Origin of the sequence: uncultured Sphingomonas sp., assembly GCF_913774285.1 — a bacterium.
Lineage (GTDB): Bacteria > Pseudomonadota > Alphaproteobacteria > Sphingomonadales > Sphingomonadaceae > Sphingomonas.
On record NZ_CAJYHX010000011.1, the window covers coordinates 15,180 to 32,688 of the forward strand.

The window sequence follows — 17,509 nt, forward strand, 5'->3', positions numbered from 1 at the left end:
CCCCGGCGTAGCCGGGGGAGGAAACGCTTATCTGCGGGACGCCGCCCGATAGGCGCGCAGGCTGTCCCACGCATACAGCGCGCAGCCGGACCAGATCAGCGCGAACGTCGCGAGGTGGACCGGCAGCACCGGCTCGCCGAAGATCAGCACCGCCTCCAGGAACTGCAGCGTCGGCGCGATGTACTGGAGCAGCCCCATGGTTGCGTAGGGCAGCCTTTTGGCCGCCGCGGCGAACAGTAGCAGCGGCGTCGCGGTGACGGCGCCCGCCGCGATCAGCAGCACGTCCATGCGCGTCGAACCGCCGAACGCTGCCGTACCGCTGTGGTTCGCCCAGAGCAGCACCGCCAGCGCCGCCGGCCCGAGCAGCAGCGTCTCTACCGTCAGCCCGCCCAGCGCATCGATCGCCGCCACCTTGCGGAGCAGACCATAGCCGCCGAAGCTCAACGCCAGCGCGAGCGGGATCCACAGCGCGCCGCCGCCGTGCAGCGTCAGCAGCAGCACCCCCAGTGCCGCCAGCCCGATCGCCACGCCCTGCCAGCGCCGCAGCCGCTCGCCGAGCACCAGCATGCCCAGCGCGACATTGACCAGCGGGTTGATGAAATAGCCCAGGCTCGCATCGAGCACATGCGCGTTCTGGACCGCCCAGATATAGACCAGCCAGTTGATCCCGATCAGCGCCGCGCTGCCGAGCAGGAGCAGCAGGGTCCGCCCCCGCGCCGCCGCCGCGATGCTTTTCACCCGACGCAGGGCGACCACGATCACAGCCAGCAACAGCAGCGACCACAGCACCCGGTGCGACAGCACCTGCAGCGCCGGAACCGGCTGGAGCAGGTGCAGGTACAGCGGCAACACGCCCCACATCGCATAGGCGCTGATACCGAGAAGGAGGCCGGCGCGGTCCGCACCCTGAGATTGCGTCATGCGGGCATCGATGCCTCTTGCTGCGATGCAGCGCAACCAAGTGAAATCTTGGGATCGGCATGAAAAGCATGTCCGCTTGAGGGTTTTGGCCGCGCTGCTAAGGTCGCGCCGATCCTGTGGGGGGAACCATGATCGAAGAGGATGAAGATGCGCGCGGCGCCGCGCCCGTTTCGCTGGCGCTGCTCGCGACCCTGGCCGGCGTCGCGCTGCTGGTGATTGCCGCCATCGCGGCACCGCTGCTGCTGCCGCCGCAGCCGCTGGCGGTGCTGATCGGCGCGGGCGTCGCGCTGGGCGCGCTGCTGTGGCTGCTGGTGTTGCTGGCCGTGTTGCGCGGCGCAAGCTTGGGCTGGCGCGCCGGATCGGCGGTGGTGCTGCTCGCGACCGGTGCGGTCGCCGGGCTGGTCACCAACGGCCAGTTCCAGAGCCGCGCGCGTACCGATGCGAGCAGCTTCGCCGATGTCGAGCCTACCGCCGACGGCACGCTGCGCTTCCCCGGCGACGCGGCCGCGCGCGGGCCGATTTCACGTCGCTTTGCTGCCGTGGCCGCTGCGGAGACGGCGGCGCAGCAGCGCTATGGCGAGGGCCTTGCCCGGCTCGGTGCGGCGGCGCTCAACAGCCCCTATCTGCTGACGCAGGATCCGCGGGCGATCGGCAATTGCGCGGCATTCGCGGCGCTGCGCAGCGAGACCGAAAAGGCGGGCACGGCGCAGGCTGCCGAGCGGCAGGCGCTACGCCAGGCGATCGCCGACGCGCGGCTACCGGAATCGGCCAAGTACGGAATCGCGACGATGGCGGGTGCCGAAGGTGACGATCCGCGCCAGGCGAACCGGCTGGCGATGCTCGACGCCACGCAGCAGCTCTGCCAGCTGCTCGCCCGGCGCGGCTGGTACAATATGGGCGGCCTGTTCGGCTTCCGGGCACCCGCGGACGAGGCGGCATTCCGCAAGCTCCAGGCGAAGCGCCAGCAGCTTGCCGCCGATGCCGAGCAGCTCAACCGCAGCGAGCGCGATCGGATGCTGGAGGGCCGCGAGGCCGTGCGCGACGCGCTAAGCCAGTCGGTCTTCGTTTCGCAGTGATCCGGCGGGGCTGATCGGCGTCGCCGCTTCCGCCCCCACCACGGTCGCCCAGGGGACCACGTCCCAGTGCGTGACGAGACCGTTCGTCACATAGGGATCCTGCGCGGCAAAGGCCCGCGCCGCCTCCGCATCGCCGAACAGCAGCAGCGCGCTCTCCGGGGGGTCGCCGACCGCACCCCCAAGCAACAGCGTGCCTGCGTCCGACGCCGCCCAGGCCAGCGCGAGATGCGCCTCTCGAAGCGCACCCCGGCGCGCGAGATAGTCGGGCGCCAGGGTATAGCGGAGCAGGACATGCGCCATGCTCAGTCGGCGAACAGCAGGACCGGCGTCTCGAGCAGCTTCTTCACCGCCTGGACGAAGCTCGCCGCATCCCAGCCGTCGACGACGCGGTGGTCGCAGCTGATCGACAGGTTCATCAGCTTGGCGCGGACGATCTCGTCGCCGTGGAACATCGGGCGTTCGACGATCTTGTTCGGGCCGATGATCGCCACTTCCGGCCGGTTGATCACCGGCGTCGTCGCGATGCCGCCCAGCGGCCCGAGCGAGGTGACGGTGAGGGTGGAGCCGCTCAGCTCTTCGGACTTCGCCTTGCCGGTGCGCGCGGCCTCGGCGAGGCGGGTGATCTCGCTCGCCAGCTGCCAGACATTCTTGTCCTGCGCGTCGCGGATCACCGGCACCATCAGCCCGGCATCGGTCTGCGTCGCCATGCCGAGATGGACGCGGCCATGGCGGGTGACCACCCCGGCCTCGTCGTCATAGCGGGCGTTGAGCATCGGGAATTCGGGCAGCGTGCGGCACAAGGCGACGATCAGGAACGGCAGCATGGTCAGCTTGGGGCGCTGGCCGCGATTGTCGTTCAGGTCGGCGCGCATCGCCTCCAGCGCGGTGACGTCGATCTCGTCGACATAGGTGAAGTGCGGGATGGCGCGCTTCGACGCGGCCATGTTCTCGGCGATGCGGCGACGCATGCCGATCACCTTCACCGGCTGATCCTCGCGGGCGCGGCTTGCGTAGGGGGCGTGATAGCCCTGTGCGCTGCCATAGCGAAGGAACGCGTCGAGATCGGCATGGCGGATGCGGTCGCCTTCGGCAGGCTTCACCTGCGCAAGGTCGATGCCGAGATCCGCCGCGCGGGCGCGCACAGCGGGGGAGGCGAGGACGTGGACCTTCTCTCCCCCTTCCGCTTGCGGGAGGGGGGCGGGGGGAGGGGCTGGAGTTGTTGCTGCGGGTGCGGGCGCAGTTTCAGCCCCTCCCCCTGCCCCTCCCGCAAGCGGGAGGGGAGCGCTTGGCTCTGCGTCCGTCGCTTCCTCAACGCCCGGATTTTCAGCCTCGACCTGCTCCTCGACCGCGGTCTCCGCCTCAACCGGCGCCGCAGCCTCGCCCTCGACCTCGATCACCATCAGCGCCGACCCGATCGGCACCTGGTCGCCCACCTCGCCGGCGAGCGCGACCACTACGCCTGAGACGGGCGATTCCATCTCCACCGTGGCCTTGTCGGTCATCATGTCGGCGACCTGCTGGTCTTCCTCGACGCGGTCGCCGATCTTCACGTGCCAGGCGACGATCTCGGCCTCGGCAATGCCTTCGCCGATGTCCGGCAGACGAAAGGTAAAACGAGCCATGGGCGTCAGTCCTTGAGGAGTTTGTTGAGCGCCTCGCGGATCCGCACCGGACCCGGGAAATAGGCCCATTCGAGGCTGTGGGGATAGGGCGTGTCGAAGCCGGTGACGCGGGCGATCGGCGCTTCGAGATGGTAGAAGCAGCGCTCCTGCACCAGCGCCGACAATTCCGCACCGAAGCCGGAGGTGCGCGTCGCCTCATGGACGATCATGCAGCGGCCGGTCTTCTTTACCGAGGCTTCGATCGCCTCGATGTCGAGCGGCACCAGCGTGCGCAGGTCGAGGATCTCGGCGTCGACGCCCAGTTCCTCGACGGTGCTTGCGACGACATGCACCATCGTGCCGTAGCAGAGGATCGTCACCGCCTCGCCCTCGCGCACCGTGGCCGCCTTGCCGAGTTCGACGCGGTAATAGCCCTCGGGGACTTCGCTTGCCGGATGCGCGGTCCAGTTCTTGGCCGGGCGATCATAATGGCCGTCGAACGGGCCGTTGTAGATGCGCTTGGGCTCGAGGAAGAGGACGGGGTCATTGTCCTCGATCGCGGCGATCAGCAGGCCCTTGGCGTCATAGGGCGTCGACGGGATCACCGTCTTGATGCCCGAGACATGGGTGAAGATGCCCTCGGGCGACTGGCTGTGCGTCTGCCCGCCGAAGATGCCGCCGCCATAGGGCGAGCGTACCGTGATCGGCGCGGTGAAGTCGCCGTTCGAGCGGTAGCGCAGGCGGGCCGCCTCGGAGACGAGCTGGTCGAGCGCCGGGTAGATGTAATCGGCGAACTGGATCTCGGGCACCGGGCGCAGGCCATAGGCGCCCATGCCTATCGCCACGCCGATGATGCCGATCTCGGTAATCGGCGTGTCGAACGCGCGGGTCTTGCCGTACTTGGCCTGGAGCCCGGCGGTCGCGCGGAACACGCCGCCGAAATAGCCGACATCCTCGCCCATCACGACGACCTGGTCGTCGCGCTCCATCATCACGTCCATGGCGGAGTTGATCGCCTGGATCATGTTCATCCGGGGGGCGCCGCTCATATCCCGGCCGCCTTGCGCTCGGCGATCATCTGGTCGCTCTGTTCCTTCAGGTGCCAGGGCATCTCCTCGAAGACCCCCTCGAACATGGTCTCGAACGGCTGGTGCATGCCGTGGCCGAGGATGCCGTTCTTCTCGGCCTCCTTCTGCGCGCGCTTCACCGTCTCGGCGAGCTCGAGGTCCATCGCCGCGTGGCGTTCCTCGTCCCATTCGCCGAGGCCGATCAGATGGTCCTTGAGCCGCCGGATCGGATCGCCGAGCGGCCAGGCATTGGGCTCGCCGGCCGAGCGATAGGCGCTGGGATCGTCCGAGGTGGAGTGGCCCTCGGCGCGATAGGTGAAATGCTCGATCAGCGTCGGGCCCTGGTTGGTCCGCGCGCGCTCGGCCGCCCATTGGGTGGCGGCATAGACCGCCAGCGCATCGTTGCCGTCGACGCGGAGGCCCGCGATGCCATAGCCGATCGCCCGCGCCGCGAAGGTGGTCACCTCGGCACCCGCGAAGCCCGAGAAGCTCGAGATCGCCCACTGGTTGTTGACGACGTTGAAGATCACCGGGGCGCGATAGACGGTCGCGAAGGTCAGCGCCGAGTGGAAGTCACCTTCCGCGGTCGAGCCCTCGCCGCACCAGGTGGCGGCGATGCGGGTGTCGCCGCGCGCCGCGCTCGCCATCGCCCAGCCCACCGCCTGCGGGTACTGGGTGGCGAGGTTGCCGGAGATCGAGAAGAAGCCGGTCTCCTTCGACGAATACATGATCGGCAGCTGCCGGCCCTGCAGCGGATCGCTCCGGTTGGAGTAGATCTGGTTCATCATCTCGACCAGCGGATAGCCGCGGGTGATCAGGATGCCCTGCTGGCGATAGCTGGGGAAGCACATGTCGTCGCCCGCCATGGCCAGCGCAGCCGAGACCGACACCGCCTCCTCGCCGGTGGACTTCATGTAGAAGCTGGTCTTGCCCTGGCGCTGGGCGCGGAACATGCGCTCGTCAAACGCGCGGGTAAGCGCCATGCTGCGCAGCATCTTGCGCTTGGCTTCCGCATCGAGCCGCGGATCCCAGGGACCGACGGCGTTGCCTGCGTCGTCGAGGACGCGCACCAGGCCGTAGGCGAGTTCGTGGAAGCGATCGGCAGGCTCGGCGGTGTCCGGGCGGCGCGCGGCGCCGGCGGGCGGGATCGAAAGATCGCTGAAATCGGCCTCGTCGCCGGGGCGAAAGCGCGGCTCTGGCACGTGCAGCGATAGGGGCGGCAGGTTGGCGCGCGGGGCGTCCACCGTCATGGTCTCTCCATCAGATACGGCCGTGTCGCCCACGGACTCGATTTCACGCCCTTGTTATAAAATTTCAACTGGCCTGTCGAGATGGGTCAGCAGCGCTGGCCTAAAAATTTGGGGTCCGGAGTCCGATTGACTCGCGGCAGAATTAGAACAAAATAGGAACGAACGAGTCGGACCTGTAATCCACCCCGAGCGAGTCGCCGTGCCCGATCCTGCCACTCTCGACCAGTTGCGCGCAATGCTCAGCGCCATCGACGGCACCGGATTCCGTCGGCGCCCGGTGCTGCCCTTCGGGCTGGAGCGGCTCGATTCGAAGCTGGCCGACGGGGGCCTGCGGCTCGATGCGCTGCACGAGATTGCGGGCGCCACGCCCGACCTGACCGACGATTGCGCCGCTACCACCTTTATCGGCGGAATCGCCGCGCGCTGTTGGGGCCCAGTGCTATGGGTGGTGCGGCGGCGCGACCTGTTCGCCCCCGGCTTGGCGCAGGTGGGCCTCGACCCCAAGCGCGTCATTTACGCCGAGGCGCGCGACGACGACGAACTGCTCGCGATCATGGAGGAGGGGCTGCGCCATCGCGGGCTCGGCGCGGTGATTGGCGAAGTGAAGCGGCTGGCCATGCCCGCCACCCGACGGCTGCAGTTGGTGGCCGAGGGGGGCCGCACCATCGCCCTGCTGCTCAAGCGCCATGCCCGCGAGGGGAGCGATCCCTTGGGCGCGCCCTCGGCGGCAGTGACGCGCTGGCGGATCGGCTGTGCGCCCTCGGCACCGCTGCCGGTGGAGGGGGTCGGCCGGCCGCGCTGGGACGTGTCGCTGGCGCGGCAACGTGGGGGGGAATCGTTCCAACTCTTGGTGGAGGCCTGCGATGCAACGGGTCGCTGCGCTCTTCCTGCCCCACTGGTCGCTCGACCGCGTGCGGCGGGCCGAGCGGCGCGCGCTGCCGCCGCCTGAGCGGGGCGCGAGTCTTCAGGAGCATTCCATCTCTGCCGCTCTTCCGGTTGCAGGAGGGAACGACAGCAAGAATGCGGACTCCGGAGCCACCCGCGCTCCTCTCCCGCTTGCGGGAGGGGTCGGGGGAGGGGCTGAAACCGTACAGCAGTTCTTCCACGTCAGTCCCTCCCCCAGCCCCTCCCGCGAGCGGGAGGGGAGCGCAGGCGACGAACGGTTCGCTTCCGTCCAAGCGCTCGCCTCTGCCGAGCAGGAAGCAGCCTGCTCCGTCCAGCGGGGCGGCGGCTGGCGGCCGGGTGCGCGCTGGGCGCGGGCCGCGCGCGATGCTGCCATTGCCGCGCTGCCGCCGCACCAGCGGCCGCCGATGCGCGAGCTTGGCCGGCGGAGCGAGGCGGCGGAGCATGCTTTCAAGCGGATGCGGCCCGACGAGGGCGGCGCGATAGCGGGCGGCGTAGTGCGGCTGCCGCTGGCGGTGCGCGTGGCTACGTCGTCGGTTGCTGCGCCTGTGCCGCCCCCACCATCGTCATCCCGGCGAAAGCCGGGATCCATTCGCCTGGAGGTTTCGGCTTCTTCTTCGACGGAGAAGGCAATGGATCCCGGCTTCCGCAGGGATGACGAAGGGGGTGTGGAGTCTCCCCGCGTCCTCTCCCGCCGCACCGGCAGCCGCAGCGAAGTCGCCGCCGCCTGCCCGGTCGCGATGAGCGCGGGCATCCGTATCGGCATGGCGCTCACCCAGGCCCGCGCGCTGGTGCCCGAGCTCCGTGTCGACCCTGCCGACACGGACGGCGACCGCGCCGATCTCGAACGGCTGGCGCACAGCCTAGCCCGCCGCTGGTCGCCGAGCATCACCCTCGCCGGCGAGGACCTGCTGTTCCTCGACCTGACCGGCGTCGCCCATCTCCATGGCGGCGAAGCCCGGATGCTCCGCCGATTGCACGCGCTGCTCGCCCGGCTGGGGTTTGCCAGCAAGATCGCCGTCGCCGACACCCCCGGTGCCGCCTCGGCATTCGCGCGCTTCCGGCCCGAGACGCTGCTCCGCTGCCCACCGGGCGAACACGCCGCCTGGCTGGCGCCGCTGCCGGTCGAGGCGCTGCGGCTGGAAGGCGATGCGATCGACCTGCTTCACCGGCTCGGCGTCGACAGCATCGGCCAGCTCGCGGCGCTTCCCCGCGCGCCGCTGGTCCGCCGCTTCGGCACCACGATCGCCGCACGGCTCGACCAGGCGCTGGGCCGCATCCCGGAGCCGGTTACCCCGGTCACCCCGCCCGAGCCGATCGCTGTAACCCAGCGTTTCGCCGAGCCGATCGCGACCCCCGAGGTGATCGCGCACTGGCTGGGCGATCTCGTCCACCGTCTCGCCGAAGCGCTGGCCGAGGCGGGGCAGGGCGCGCGCCGCATCGGGCTGGTCGCCGATCGGGTCGACGGCGTGCCGCAGCGCATCGGCATCGGCCTTGCCCGCGCCAGCCGCGATCCGGCGCATCTCCTCCGCCTGCTCGCCCGCCGGATCGACCAGATCGAACCCGGCTATGGCCTCGACGCGATGACGCTGCATTTGCTGCGCAGCGAACCGCTGGGCGCGCAGCCGGTCGATGAGCGGCTCGATGCCGAGACGGTGCCCGATCTCGCCCCGCTGATCGACACGCTGGCGACCCGCATCGGCATGGCGCGGCTGTGGCGGATGCGGCCGGTGGAGAGCGACGTGCCTGAGCGTTCGGCCGCAGCACTGCCCCCCCTCGACCCGCCCGAGCGCGAAGCCCCGCCGATGAAGGCCGACGATGTCCGCCAGCTGGATCGGAACGCCCCGCTGCCGCCCTGGCACCCCGACTGGCCGCGCCCGATCCGCCTGCTCCGCCGGCCCGAGCGGCTCGACCATGTCGTCGCAGCCCTTCCCGACCAGCCGCCGCGCCGTTTTACCTGGCGGGGCGAGCGGCACGAGGTGGTCCATGCCGACGGGCCCGAGCGCATCCATGGCGAATGGTGGAAGCGCGCCGCCGAGACCCATGCCACCCGCGACTATTTCCGCGTCGAGGACGAGCGCGGCCGCCGCTACTGGCTGTTCCGCCAGGGCGATGGCGAGCGCCAAGTGACCGGCGATCTCAGCTGGTACCTGCACGGCCTGTTCGGGTGACCGCCATGTACAGCGAGCTCCAGGTCACCAGCCATTATTCCTTCCTGCGCGGTGCCTCCGCCCCTTCCGAGCTGTTCGAGGCGGCGGCGGCGTACGGCATGCCCGCGCTCGGCATCACCGATCACAACAGCGTCGGCGGGATCGTGCGCGGGCTGGTCGCGGCGGAAGAGACCGGCGTGCGGCTGGTCACCGGTTGCCGGCTGGATCTGACCGACGGCAGCGGCGTGCTGGTCTGGCCGGAGGATCTCGCCGCATGGTCGCGGCTCACGCGGCTGCTCAGCATCGGCAAGGCGCGGGCGGATGCGCAGCATGGCGAAAAGGGACAGTGCTTCCTCCATTGGGAAGACGTGGCCGGACATGCGGACGGCCTGGTTGCCGCGCTGGTGCCCGGCATGGCGGATGCCGGCGACCCGGCAGCGTTGCGCTGGATGTCGGATGTGTTCGGAGAGCGCGGCCATGTGACGCTCACCCGCCACCGTCGCCCGCAGGAGGCGGTGCGGCTGCACGCGCTCACCGAAGCGGCCGCCGCGCATGGCCTCACCCCGCTCGCCACCGGCGACGTGCTCTATCACCACCCGGACCGGCGGATGCTGCACGATGTGATGACCGCGATCCGCCACACCACAACCGTGGACGATCTCGGCTTCCGCCGCGCCCGCAGCGCCGATCGGCACCTGAAGCCCCCGCACGAAATGGCGCGCCGCTTCGCCGCCTGGCCCGAGGCGCTGCAGGCGGTGGAAGCGGTGGTCGAGCGCTGCAGCTTCTCCCCACGCGAACTCGGCAAGCTCTATCGCTACCCGGACGAAGTGGTGATGTCCGGCCGCAGCCCGCAGGAGGCGCTGGCCAAGCTCGCCCGCGATGCGCTGGCCGCGAAATTCCCGGAGGGCCCGCCGCCCGCTTATGTGGAGCTGCTGGAGAAGGAGCTGACGCTGGTCGAGACGTTCGGCTACGCGCCCTATTTCCTCACCGTCCATTCGATCGTCCGCTTCGCCCGTGCGCAGGAGATACTGTGCCAAGGGCGGGGGAGCGCGGCCAATTCGCTGATCTGCTTCCTGCTCGGCATTACCTCGATTGATCCGGTGAAGCACAAATTGCTGTTCGAGCGGTTCCTTTCCGCAGACCGCAACGAGCCCCCCGATATCGATGTCGATTTCGAGCATGAGCGGCGCGAAGAAGTGATCCAGTGGATCTACGAGACCTATGGCGCGCGCCATGCTGCGCTCACCGCCGTGGTCAGTCGCTATCGTACCAGGGGTGCGGTGCGCGAGGTCGGCAAGGCGCTGGGGCTGCCCGAGGACGTGACCGCCGGGCTGGCGGGACAGGTGTGGGGCTGGTCCAACGAAGGGGTAAGCGAGGCCGATGCCGCCGCGCTCAACCTGGATGCGAGCGAACCGCGGCTGGCGCTGACGCTCGACCTCGCCCGCCAGCTGATCGGCACGCCGCGGCACCGCTCGCAGCATCCCGGCGGCTTCGTGCTGGCCCAGGCCAATCTCGACGAGATCGTGCCGATCGAGCCCGCGGCGATGGTCGACCGGCGGGTGATCGAATGGGAGAAGGACGATATCGAGACGCTCGGCCTGATGAAGGTCGATATTCTCGGGCTCGGCATGCTCGGCTGCATGCGGCGCGCGTTCGATCTGCTGGAGCAGCACAAGGGCATCAAGCTCACCCTGGCATCGGACGAGATGCAGAGGGACGACGAAGATACCTTCAAGATGATCCAGAAGGCCGACACGCTTGGCACCTTCCAGATCGAGAGCCGCGCGCAGATGTCGATGCTGCCGCGGCTCAAGCCCAAGGAATTCTACGACCTCGTCATCCAGGTCGCGATCGTGCGCCCGGGGCCGATCCAGGGCGACATGGTCCATCCCTATCTTCGTCGGCGCGAGGGCAAGGAGGCGGTGGAATACCCCAGCGAGGAACTGAAGGACGTGCTCGACAAGACCTTCGGCGTGCCGCTGTTCCAGGAGCAGGCGATGAAGGTGGCGATCGTCGGCGCCGGGTTCGAGCCCGCCGAGGCCGATGCGCTGCGGCGGGCGATGGCGACCTTCAAGTCGACCGGCGGTGTCACGCACTTCAAGGAGAAGATGATCAGCGGGATGCTGAAGAAGGGCTACACCCAGGATTTCGCCGAACGCACCTTCAAGCAGATCGAGGGCTTCGGCAGCTATGGCTTTCCCGAGAGCCATGCGGCCAGCTTCGCCAAGATCGCCTATGCCTCAAGCTGGATGAAGTGCCACCATCCCGACATCTTCTGCGCGGCGCTGCTCAACGCCCAGCCGATGGGGTTCTACGCGCCGGCGCAAATCGTCCGCGATGCGCGCGAGCATGGGGTCGAGGTGCGCGCGGTGTGCATCAACGACAGCGACTGGGATACGCGCGTCCTACAATCCTCCCCGGAACGGGGAGGGGGGCCATGTGCGCCAGCACATGGGGGAGGGGGGGCTCCACGCAGGCATCCCTTGCCGAGCTCCCCCTCCACCACCGCCTTCGGCGGCGGTCCCCCTCCCCGTGCCGGGGAGGATCTTGGGTTGCTTCCCCTCCGCCTCGGCATGCGGGTGGTGCAGGGCCTTTCCGCCCGCGATGCCGAGGCGATTCTCGCCGCCCGTGCCGAGCGGCCCTTCACCTCGATCGAGGATGTCTGGCGCCGCGCCCGCGTCTCCCCCGCGGCGCTGACGAAGCTCGCCCAGGCCGATGGCTTCCGCGCCTTCGGCCAGGATCGCCGCCAGGCACTCTGGGCGATCAAGGCACTCGACCAGGCGCCGCTGCCGCTGTTCGCGGGGATCGAAGGGCCGATCCAGGCGGCCGAGCCTGCGGTGTCGCTCACCCCGCTCAGCGCCGGGCGCGAGGTGGTGGAGGATTACCGCGCCACCCAGCTCAGCCTGCGCGCGCACCCGCTCCATTTCCTCCGCGGCACGCTCGACGCGCGGCGGATCCGGCCGTGCGGCGACCTCAAGACGCTGAAGGACGGCGCGCGGGTGGAGGTGGCGGGGATCGTCCTCGTCCGCCAGAAGCCCGGCAGCGCCAAGAGCATCTTCCTGACGCTGGAGGACGAGACCGGCATCGCCAATGCGATCGTCTGGCCGGCGCGCTTCGCGCTCTACCGCCCGATCATCCTCGCCGCGCCGATGATTGCCGTGCGGGGGCGGCTCCAGCGCGAGGGCGAGGTGCTGCACCTGATTGCCGAGACGATCACCGATCTGACCGAGCTGCTGCGCAGCGTCGGCGCCCGGGATCTGCCGCGGATGACGATGCCCGGCGACGGCGCGACGCATGGCGGCACGATCGACTCGCGCGACCGCAAGGTCACCCGCGCGACGGATCCCGCGCACGCCTATCCCAAGCAGCGCACGCCCGAGAGCTGGCCGTCGCGGCGCGAGGACATCATTCCCATCAAGTCGCACGATTTCCACTGATGTCCGCCATCGAACACCGCTACTTCTTCGCCTTGCAGCCATCGCCGATGTGTCGCGGCATCGCCCGGCAACGGGATCAACTCGGGCCCGCCGAGCACCTTGTGTCGGATACCCGACTTCATGCCACGCTCGCCATCACGGACGACTTCAAGCGCCCCTGTCCGCTTCTTGAAAGCGCGTTGCACTCAATTGGCGGGAGCATCGCGGCGGCGCCCATTCCGATGCGCCTCGATCAACTTTCCGGGAGCAACGGCTCGATCGCGCTGCGTTCCAGTCGACGATGCCCGCCGCTTGCCGCACTGGCGGGCCCTCTTCAGCGGCGAATGGCCCGCGCCGGGTTCTTGCGGACGGAGTGGGTTTTTTGTCCGCACGTTACGCTGCTCTACCGTGCCGGAGTCCCATTTACCCGCGCGATTGATCCGATCTGCTGGACGGCGAACGACTTTGTGCTGATCCACAGCATCATCGGCGAACACCAGCATATTGAACTAGGCCGCTGGCCGCTCGTCGAACGGCAGGGCAGCCTCGCCTTCTGACGCCGCCCCGCCGCTGGAAGGTCAGCCCGCCACCACCGTCTGCTCGATCGTACCGAAGATCGGGTGGTGCTTGTCGTCCTCCGCCCAGATGCGGATCGTGTCGCCGGCCTTGAGGAACGGCGTTTCGGCAGCACCCCGCAGGATCGTCTCGACGGTGCGCACCTCCGCGAGGCAGCAATAGCCGTTGCCGCCCTCGCCGATCGGCTTGCCCGGGCCGCCATCGGCGTCGCGGTTGGAGACGGTGCCCGATCCGAGGATCGTTCCCGCACCCAGCGCCCGCGTCTTGGCGGCGTGCGCGATCAGCGTGCCGAAGTCGAAGGTCATGTCCTCGCCGGCCGCGACGCGGCCAAACGGCTTGCCGTTGAGGTCGACCATCAGCGTGCGGTGGAGCTTGCCGTCCTGCCACCAGCCGCCCAGCGCGTCAGGCGTCACGAACACCGGCGAGAAGGCGCTGGCCGGCTTGGACTGGAAGAAGCCGAAGCCCTTGGCGAGTTCGCCTGGGATCAGGTTGCGCAGGGACACGTCGTTGGTGAGCCCCACCAGCCGAACCGCCGCCAGTGCCTCTTCGCGGCTCGCACCCAGCGGCACGTCGCCGGTGACGACGACGACTTCTGCCTCCAGATCGCAGCCCCAGCTTTCGTCCCTGAGCGGGATCGAGTCGCGCGGTCCCAGGAACCCGTCGGAGCCGCCCTGATACATCAGCGGATCCTGCCAGAAGCTCTCGGGCAGCTCCGCGCCGCGCGCCTGCCGCACCAGCGCGACATGGTTCACATAGGCCGAGCCGTCCGCCCATTGATAGGCGCGGGGCAGCGGCGCCGCCGCCTGCCGCTCGTGGAAGCGCATCATCGGGATGGTCTCATGCTCGAGATCGGTGGCGAGGTTGCGCAGATCGCCTTCCACCCGCTCCCAATCGTCGAGCGCGGCCTGCAGCGTGGGGGCGATATGGCTGGCATCGGCACACCAGGCGAGATCGTTCGAAACGACGACGAGCTTGCCGTCGCGGCCCTGCTTGAGGCTGGCTAGTTTCATTTGACACCATCTCCTTCGGCGGTCGCTTTAGTGCAACTTCGCGGAACACGGAACCGTAACCCTTTGCTACGTATTTTGCCCAGTCGCATTGACTTCGGGGCGGGCCATGATCAACGAATTGCACATGGCCGCGCCGCTTCGCTTTCTGGATCATGGCGGCGACATGGCCGAACGCATCCGCGCGTTCGACTGGGCCAGCCATCCGTTCGGACCGCCGGAGACCTGGTGCGAGCCGCTGCGCATCACCGTGGACATGCTGCTCGCCTCGCGCTTCCCCAAGGCGTTGTACTGGGGCCCCGACTTCCGGCTGCTGTACAACGATGCCTGGGCGCCTATTCCTGCCGATCGCCATCCCTGGGCGCTCGGTCGTCCAGGCCGCGAGGTGTGGGCTGAAATCTGGGACGTGGTCGGCCCGCAGATGGAAGAGGTCGTCGCTACCGGGCGCGGCTTTGCCGTCTACGATCAGCTGCTGCGAATGGCGCGGGACGGCGTACTGCGCGACACTTGGTGGAACTACAGCTTCACGCCTGTCCGCGACGCGGAAGGCCGGGTGCTCGGCATTCTGAACCAGGGCAACGAAACCACGCGAGTCGTGCTTGCCGAGCGCGCCCAGCAGGCGGAACTGGCGCGACTGCAGGACTATTTCCAGCAGGCACCCGGCGCTGTGGCGCTGCTGGAGGGGCCGGAGCACCGCTTCGTGCTGGCCAACCCCGCCTATCTGGAGCTGGTGGGGCGCGAGGCGGTGGTGGGCCGATGCGTGGCAGAGGTGCTGCCGGAGGTGGTCGAGCAGGGCTATGTCGACGTGCTGGACCAGGTGTTTCGCAGCGGTACCGTCTATCGTGCGGTCAGCCGCGACGTGATGCTGCAGCGGCGACCCGGCGCGGAGCCGGAACGCCGGATCCTCGATTTTACCTTCCAGCCGGTGAAGGACGCTCGCGGCGCGAGCACCGGTGTCTTCATCGCCGCCAGCGACATTACCGAGCGTGCGGCCGCCGAGGAAGCCTTGCGGCACAGCGAGGAGCGCCTGCAGCTCGCGCTCAACGCCTCGACCGGCATCGGCACCTGGGACTGGACGGCGGAAAGCGGCCGGGTGACCGGCGACGAGCGCTTCGCCGCGCTGTTCGGTATCGATCCGGCGCGCGTCGCGCATGGCGGTGCCTTCGATGCGGTGCTCAACTTCATCCATCCGGACGATCGCGTGCGAATCGCCCAGGAGGTGCGCCAGTCGGTTGCCCATCGCGCGCCGCTGAAGCTGGAGTTCCGGGTGGTGCGGACCGATGGCGAGGTGCGCTGGCTGCTCACCCAGGGCCGCTGCATCTTTGATGCCGAGGGGCGCCCGGTGCGGTTCCCCGGCGTCAGCTTCGACATTACCGATCGCAAGCTGGCCGAGGAAGCTGCTCAGGGGGCGGCCGAGGACCTGCGCTCCGCCACCGAGGCGCAGTCTTTCCTGCATGGCCTTGCCGAGCGCCAGCGCGCCCTCGATACGCCCGATGCGATCATGGAACTCACCGCCGCCGAACTGGGCGCGAAGCTGGGGCTTGCCCGCGTCGGCTTCTACCGGGTGGCCGGTGACGTGATCCATCTCGGTCCCTGCTGGACCGATGGCAGCCTGCCCAAATTCGCCGGCCAGTGGCGGCTGGATGCAGTGGCACCGCTGGTCGAGCGCTATCGTCAGGGCCGCACCGTAACCTTTGACGATAGCAGCACCGAATTCCCGCATACCGAGCTGAGCAAGCTCTCGCCCTCGGCGATCGGCGTGCCGTTGCTGCGCGGCGGGCAATGGGTGGCGACCTTCTACGCCAACGGCGCAGGCCCGCGGGCCTGGCAGCCCGACGAGATCGCGTTCGTCGAGACGGTGGTGGAAACCACCTGGGATTCGGTGGAGCGCGCGGATGCGGTGCTGGCGCTGCGGGAGAGCGAGGCGCAGTTCCGCGCGATCACCAATTCGATCGACCATATGGTCTGGTCGGCCGATGCCGAGGGCGCGGTCGATTACTATAACGATCGCTGGTACGACTATACGGGGGTGGAACGCGGTAGCACCGACGGCGATGCGTGGGGCACGGTCCTCCATCCGGGCGACCAGCGGCGCGCGGCGGCCGCGTGGCAGCATTGCATCCGTACCGGCGACCTGTACCGCATCGAATATCGCCTGCGGCACCATAGCGGCATCTATCGCTGGGCCCTAGGCCGCGCGCAGCCGCTGCGGGACGAGACCGGGCGCATCGTCCGCTGGTTCGGCACGAGCACCGACATCCAGGACATCGTCGATGCGCGCGAAGTGCTTGCCCGTTCGCGCGAGGAACTCGAAGCCGCGGTGCGCGAACGAACCGAGCGGCTGATGGCCGCCGAGGCGCAGCTCCGCCAGGCGCAGAAGATGGAGGCGGTGGGCCAGCTGACCGGCGGCATCGCGCACGACTTCAACAACATGCTTGCGGTGGTGATCGGCGCGCTCGACCTGATGGAGCGCCGCGTTGCGCAGGGGCGGACGGATATCGATCGGTATCTCGTCGCCGCGCGGGACGGGGCGAGCCGTGCGGCGGCGCTCACCCAGCGACTGCTCGCCTTCTCGAGGCGCCAGCCGCTCGCGCCGACCGCCCTCGATGTGAACGACATGCTCGGCGGAATGATCGAGCTGCTGGTGCGCACGCTCGGCGAAGGCGTTGTCATCGAGACCCAGTTCGCCCGTCGGCTCGATCCGGTGGTGGCGGATCGCAACCAGCTCGAGAATGTCGTCCTCAACCTGGCGGTCAACGGTCGCGACGCAATGCCGGAGGGCGGCACGCTGACGATCGAGACCGAGCAGGTGGCGATCGGTGCCGAAGAGGCCGGTCGCTACGAAATCGCCGCGGGTGATTTCGTCGAGATCCGCATCCGCGATTCGGGGGTGGGCATGCCGGCCGAAGTCGCGGCGCGCGCCTTCGATCCGTTCTACACGACCAAGGGCGTCGGCAAGGGTACCGGGCTGGGGCTCAGCCAGGTGTTCGGCTTTGTCCGCCAATCGGGCGGGCACGTCACGATCGAAAGCGAGCCCGGCCACGGCACCTGCGTGCGGGTGCTGCTGCCGGCTCAGCCCGAGGCCGTACCCACGCCGGCGGCGAGCAGCATCGAGCGCGAACTTCCGCGGGGGCGACCCAGCGAGGTGGTCCTGGTCGTCGAGGACGAGGACCGGGTGCGCACCTATTCGGTCGAGGCATTGCGCGAGCTGGGCTATGGCGTGGTCTTCGCCCGCGACGGGATCGAGGCGCTGCGGCTGCTCGAGCGCGGGCAGAAGGTCTCGCTGCTGTTCAGCGACGTGGTGATGCCCGAGATGAGCGGCCGCGAGCTGGCGGCGCGGGTGCGCGAACGGATGCCCGAGCTGAAGGTGCTGCTCACCAGCGGGTACGCTCCCGATTCGCCGGCGGCGCGCGAGGACGAGCACATCCTGCCCAAGCCGTTCGACATCGCCGCACTCGCCATCGCGATCCGCGCTGCACTGGACGGTTGACGGCAGGAAAGGCTTGACCTTCGGGCGTGCGTTCGCCATTCGCGCCGCGGCT

The 17,509-nt window shown here is 69.1% G+C and carries 12 protein-coding genes; 6 read left to right on the forward strand and 6 right to left on the reverse strand.

Translation table 11 applies throughout. The features are described from left to right. Positions 1-27: 27 nt before the first annotated feature. Complete coding sequence (rarD, locus tag QZ670_RS05850) at positions 28-921, reverse strand: EamA family transporter RarD (RefSeq protein WP_294252888.1); 894 nt, start codon at positions 919-921, stop codon at positions 28-30. 128 nt (positions 922-1,049) lie between these two features. Between rarD and QZ670_RS05855 the strand changes: the two genes are divergently transcribed. Beyond that, on the forward strand, positions 1,050-1,997 hold the full coding sequence (locus QZ670_RS05855; RefSeq protein ID WP_294252890.1) for a hypothetical protein: 948 nt from the start codon (positions 1,050-1,052) through the stop codon (positions 1,995-1,997). Here QZ670_RS05855 and QZ670_RS05860 read toward each other — a convergent pair. Genes QZ670_RS05860 through QZ670_RS05875 form a run of 4 tightly spaced genes read right to left on the reverse strand, consistent with a single transcriptional unit; the run spans position 1,968 to position 5,915 of the window. Beyond that, positions 1,968-2,297, reverse strand: a complete 330-nt coding sequence (locus QZ670_RS05860) for a YciI-like protein (protein WP_294252892.1) — start codon at positions 2,295-2,297, stop codon at positions 1,968-1,970. The two genes, QZ670_RS05855 and QZ670_RS05860, sit on opposite strands and share 30 nt — an antisense overlap. A gap of 2 nt (positions 2,298-2,299) precedes the next feature. Then, complete coding sequence (locus QZ670_RS05865; RefSeq protein WP_294252894.1) at positions 2,300-3,619, reverse strand: dihydrolipoamide acetyltransferase family protein; 1,320 nt, start codon at positions 3,617-3,619, stop codon at positions 2,300-2,302. Positions 3,620-3,624: 5 nt separating this feature from the next. Then, the gene (locus tag QZ670_RS05870) at positions 3,625-4,629 is read right to left on the reverse strand and encodes an alpha-ketoacid dehydrogenase subunit beta (RefSeq protein ID WP_294252929.1); all 1,005 of its coding nucleotides are present in this window, start codon (positions 4,627-4,629) and stop codon (positions 3,625-3,627) included. A 14-nt stretch (positions 4,630-4,643) separates the two neighbouring features. Beyond that, the gene (locus QZ670_RS05875) at positions 4,644-5,915 is read right to left on the reverse strand and encodes a 3-methyl-2-oxobutanoate dehydrogenase (2-methylpropanoyl-transferring) subunit alpha (RefSeq protein ID WP_294252896.1); all 1,272 of its coding nucleotides are present in this window, start codon (positions 5,913-5,915) and stop codon (positions 4,644-4,646) included. A gap of 235 nt (positions 5,916-6,150) precedes the next feature. Between QZ670_RS05875 and QZ670_RS05880 the strand changes: the two genes are divergently transcribed. The 4 genes from QZ670_RS05880 to QZ670_RS05895 all read left to right on the forward strand — a co-directional run bounded on the left by QZ670_RS05880 (position 6,151) and on the right by QZ670_RS05895 (position 12,941). Continuing rightward, positions 6,151-6,864: a protein ImuA gene (locus QZ670_RS05880; RefSeq protein ID WP_294252931.1), complete on the forward strand. Its 714-nt coding sequence runs from the start codon at positions 6,151-6,153 to the stop codon at positions 6,862-6,864. A gap of 586 nt (positions 6,865-7,450) precedes the next feature. Continuing rightward, positions 7,451-8,989: a DNA polymerase Y family protein gene (locus QZ670_RS05885; protein WP_294252898.1), complete on the forward strand. Its 1,539-nt coding sequence runs from the start codon at positions 7,451-7,453 to the stop codon at positions 8,987-8,989. 5 nt (positions 8,990-8,994) lie between these two features. After that, complete coding sequence (locus tag QZ670_RS05890; RefSeq protein ID WP_294252899.1) at positions 8,995-12,405, forward strand: error-prone DNA polymerase; 3,411 nt, start codon at positions 8,995-8,997, stop codon at positions 12,403-12,405. Beyond that, on the forward strand, positions 12,405-12,941 hold the full coding sequence (locus QZ670_RS05895) for a 2'-5' RNA ligase family protein (RefSeq protein ID WP_294252900.1): 537 nt from the start codon (positions 12,405-12,407) through the stop codon (positions 12,939-12,941). Before QZ670_RS05890 ends, QZ670_RS05895 begins: the two co-directional genes overlap by 1 nt. Positions 12,942-12,962: 21 nt before the next feature. On the opposite strand, the gene QZ670_RS05900 is transcribed toward QZ670_RS05895, so the two are convergent. Further along, a complete protein-coding gene (locus QZ670_RS05900; protein WP_294252901.1) occupies positions 12,963-13,970 on the reverse strand; it encodes a fumarylacetoacetate hydrolase family protein in 1,008 nt (335 codons plus the stop codon). A gap of 124 nt (positions 13,971-14,094) precedes the next feature. Between QZ670_RS05900 and QZ670_RS05905 the strand changes: the two genes are divergently transcribed. Continuing rightward, positions 14,095-17,457: a PAS domain-containing protein gene (locus QZ670_RS05905; RefSeq protein WP_294252902.1), complete on the forward strand. Its 3,363-nt coding sequence runs from the start codon at positions 14,095-14,097 to the stop codon at positions 17,455-17,457. Positions 17,458-17,509 lie beyond the last annotated feature (52 nt).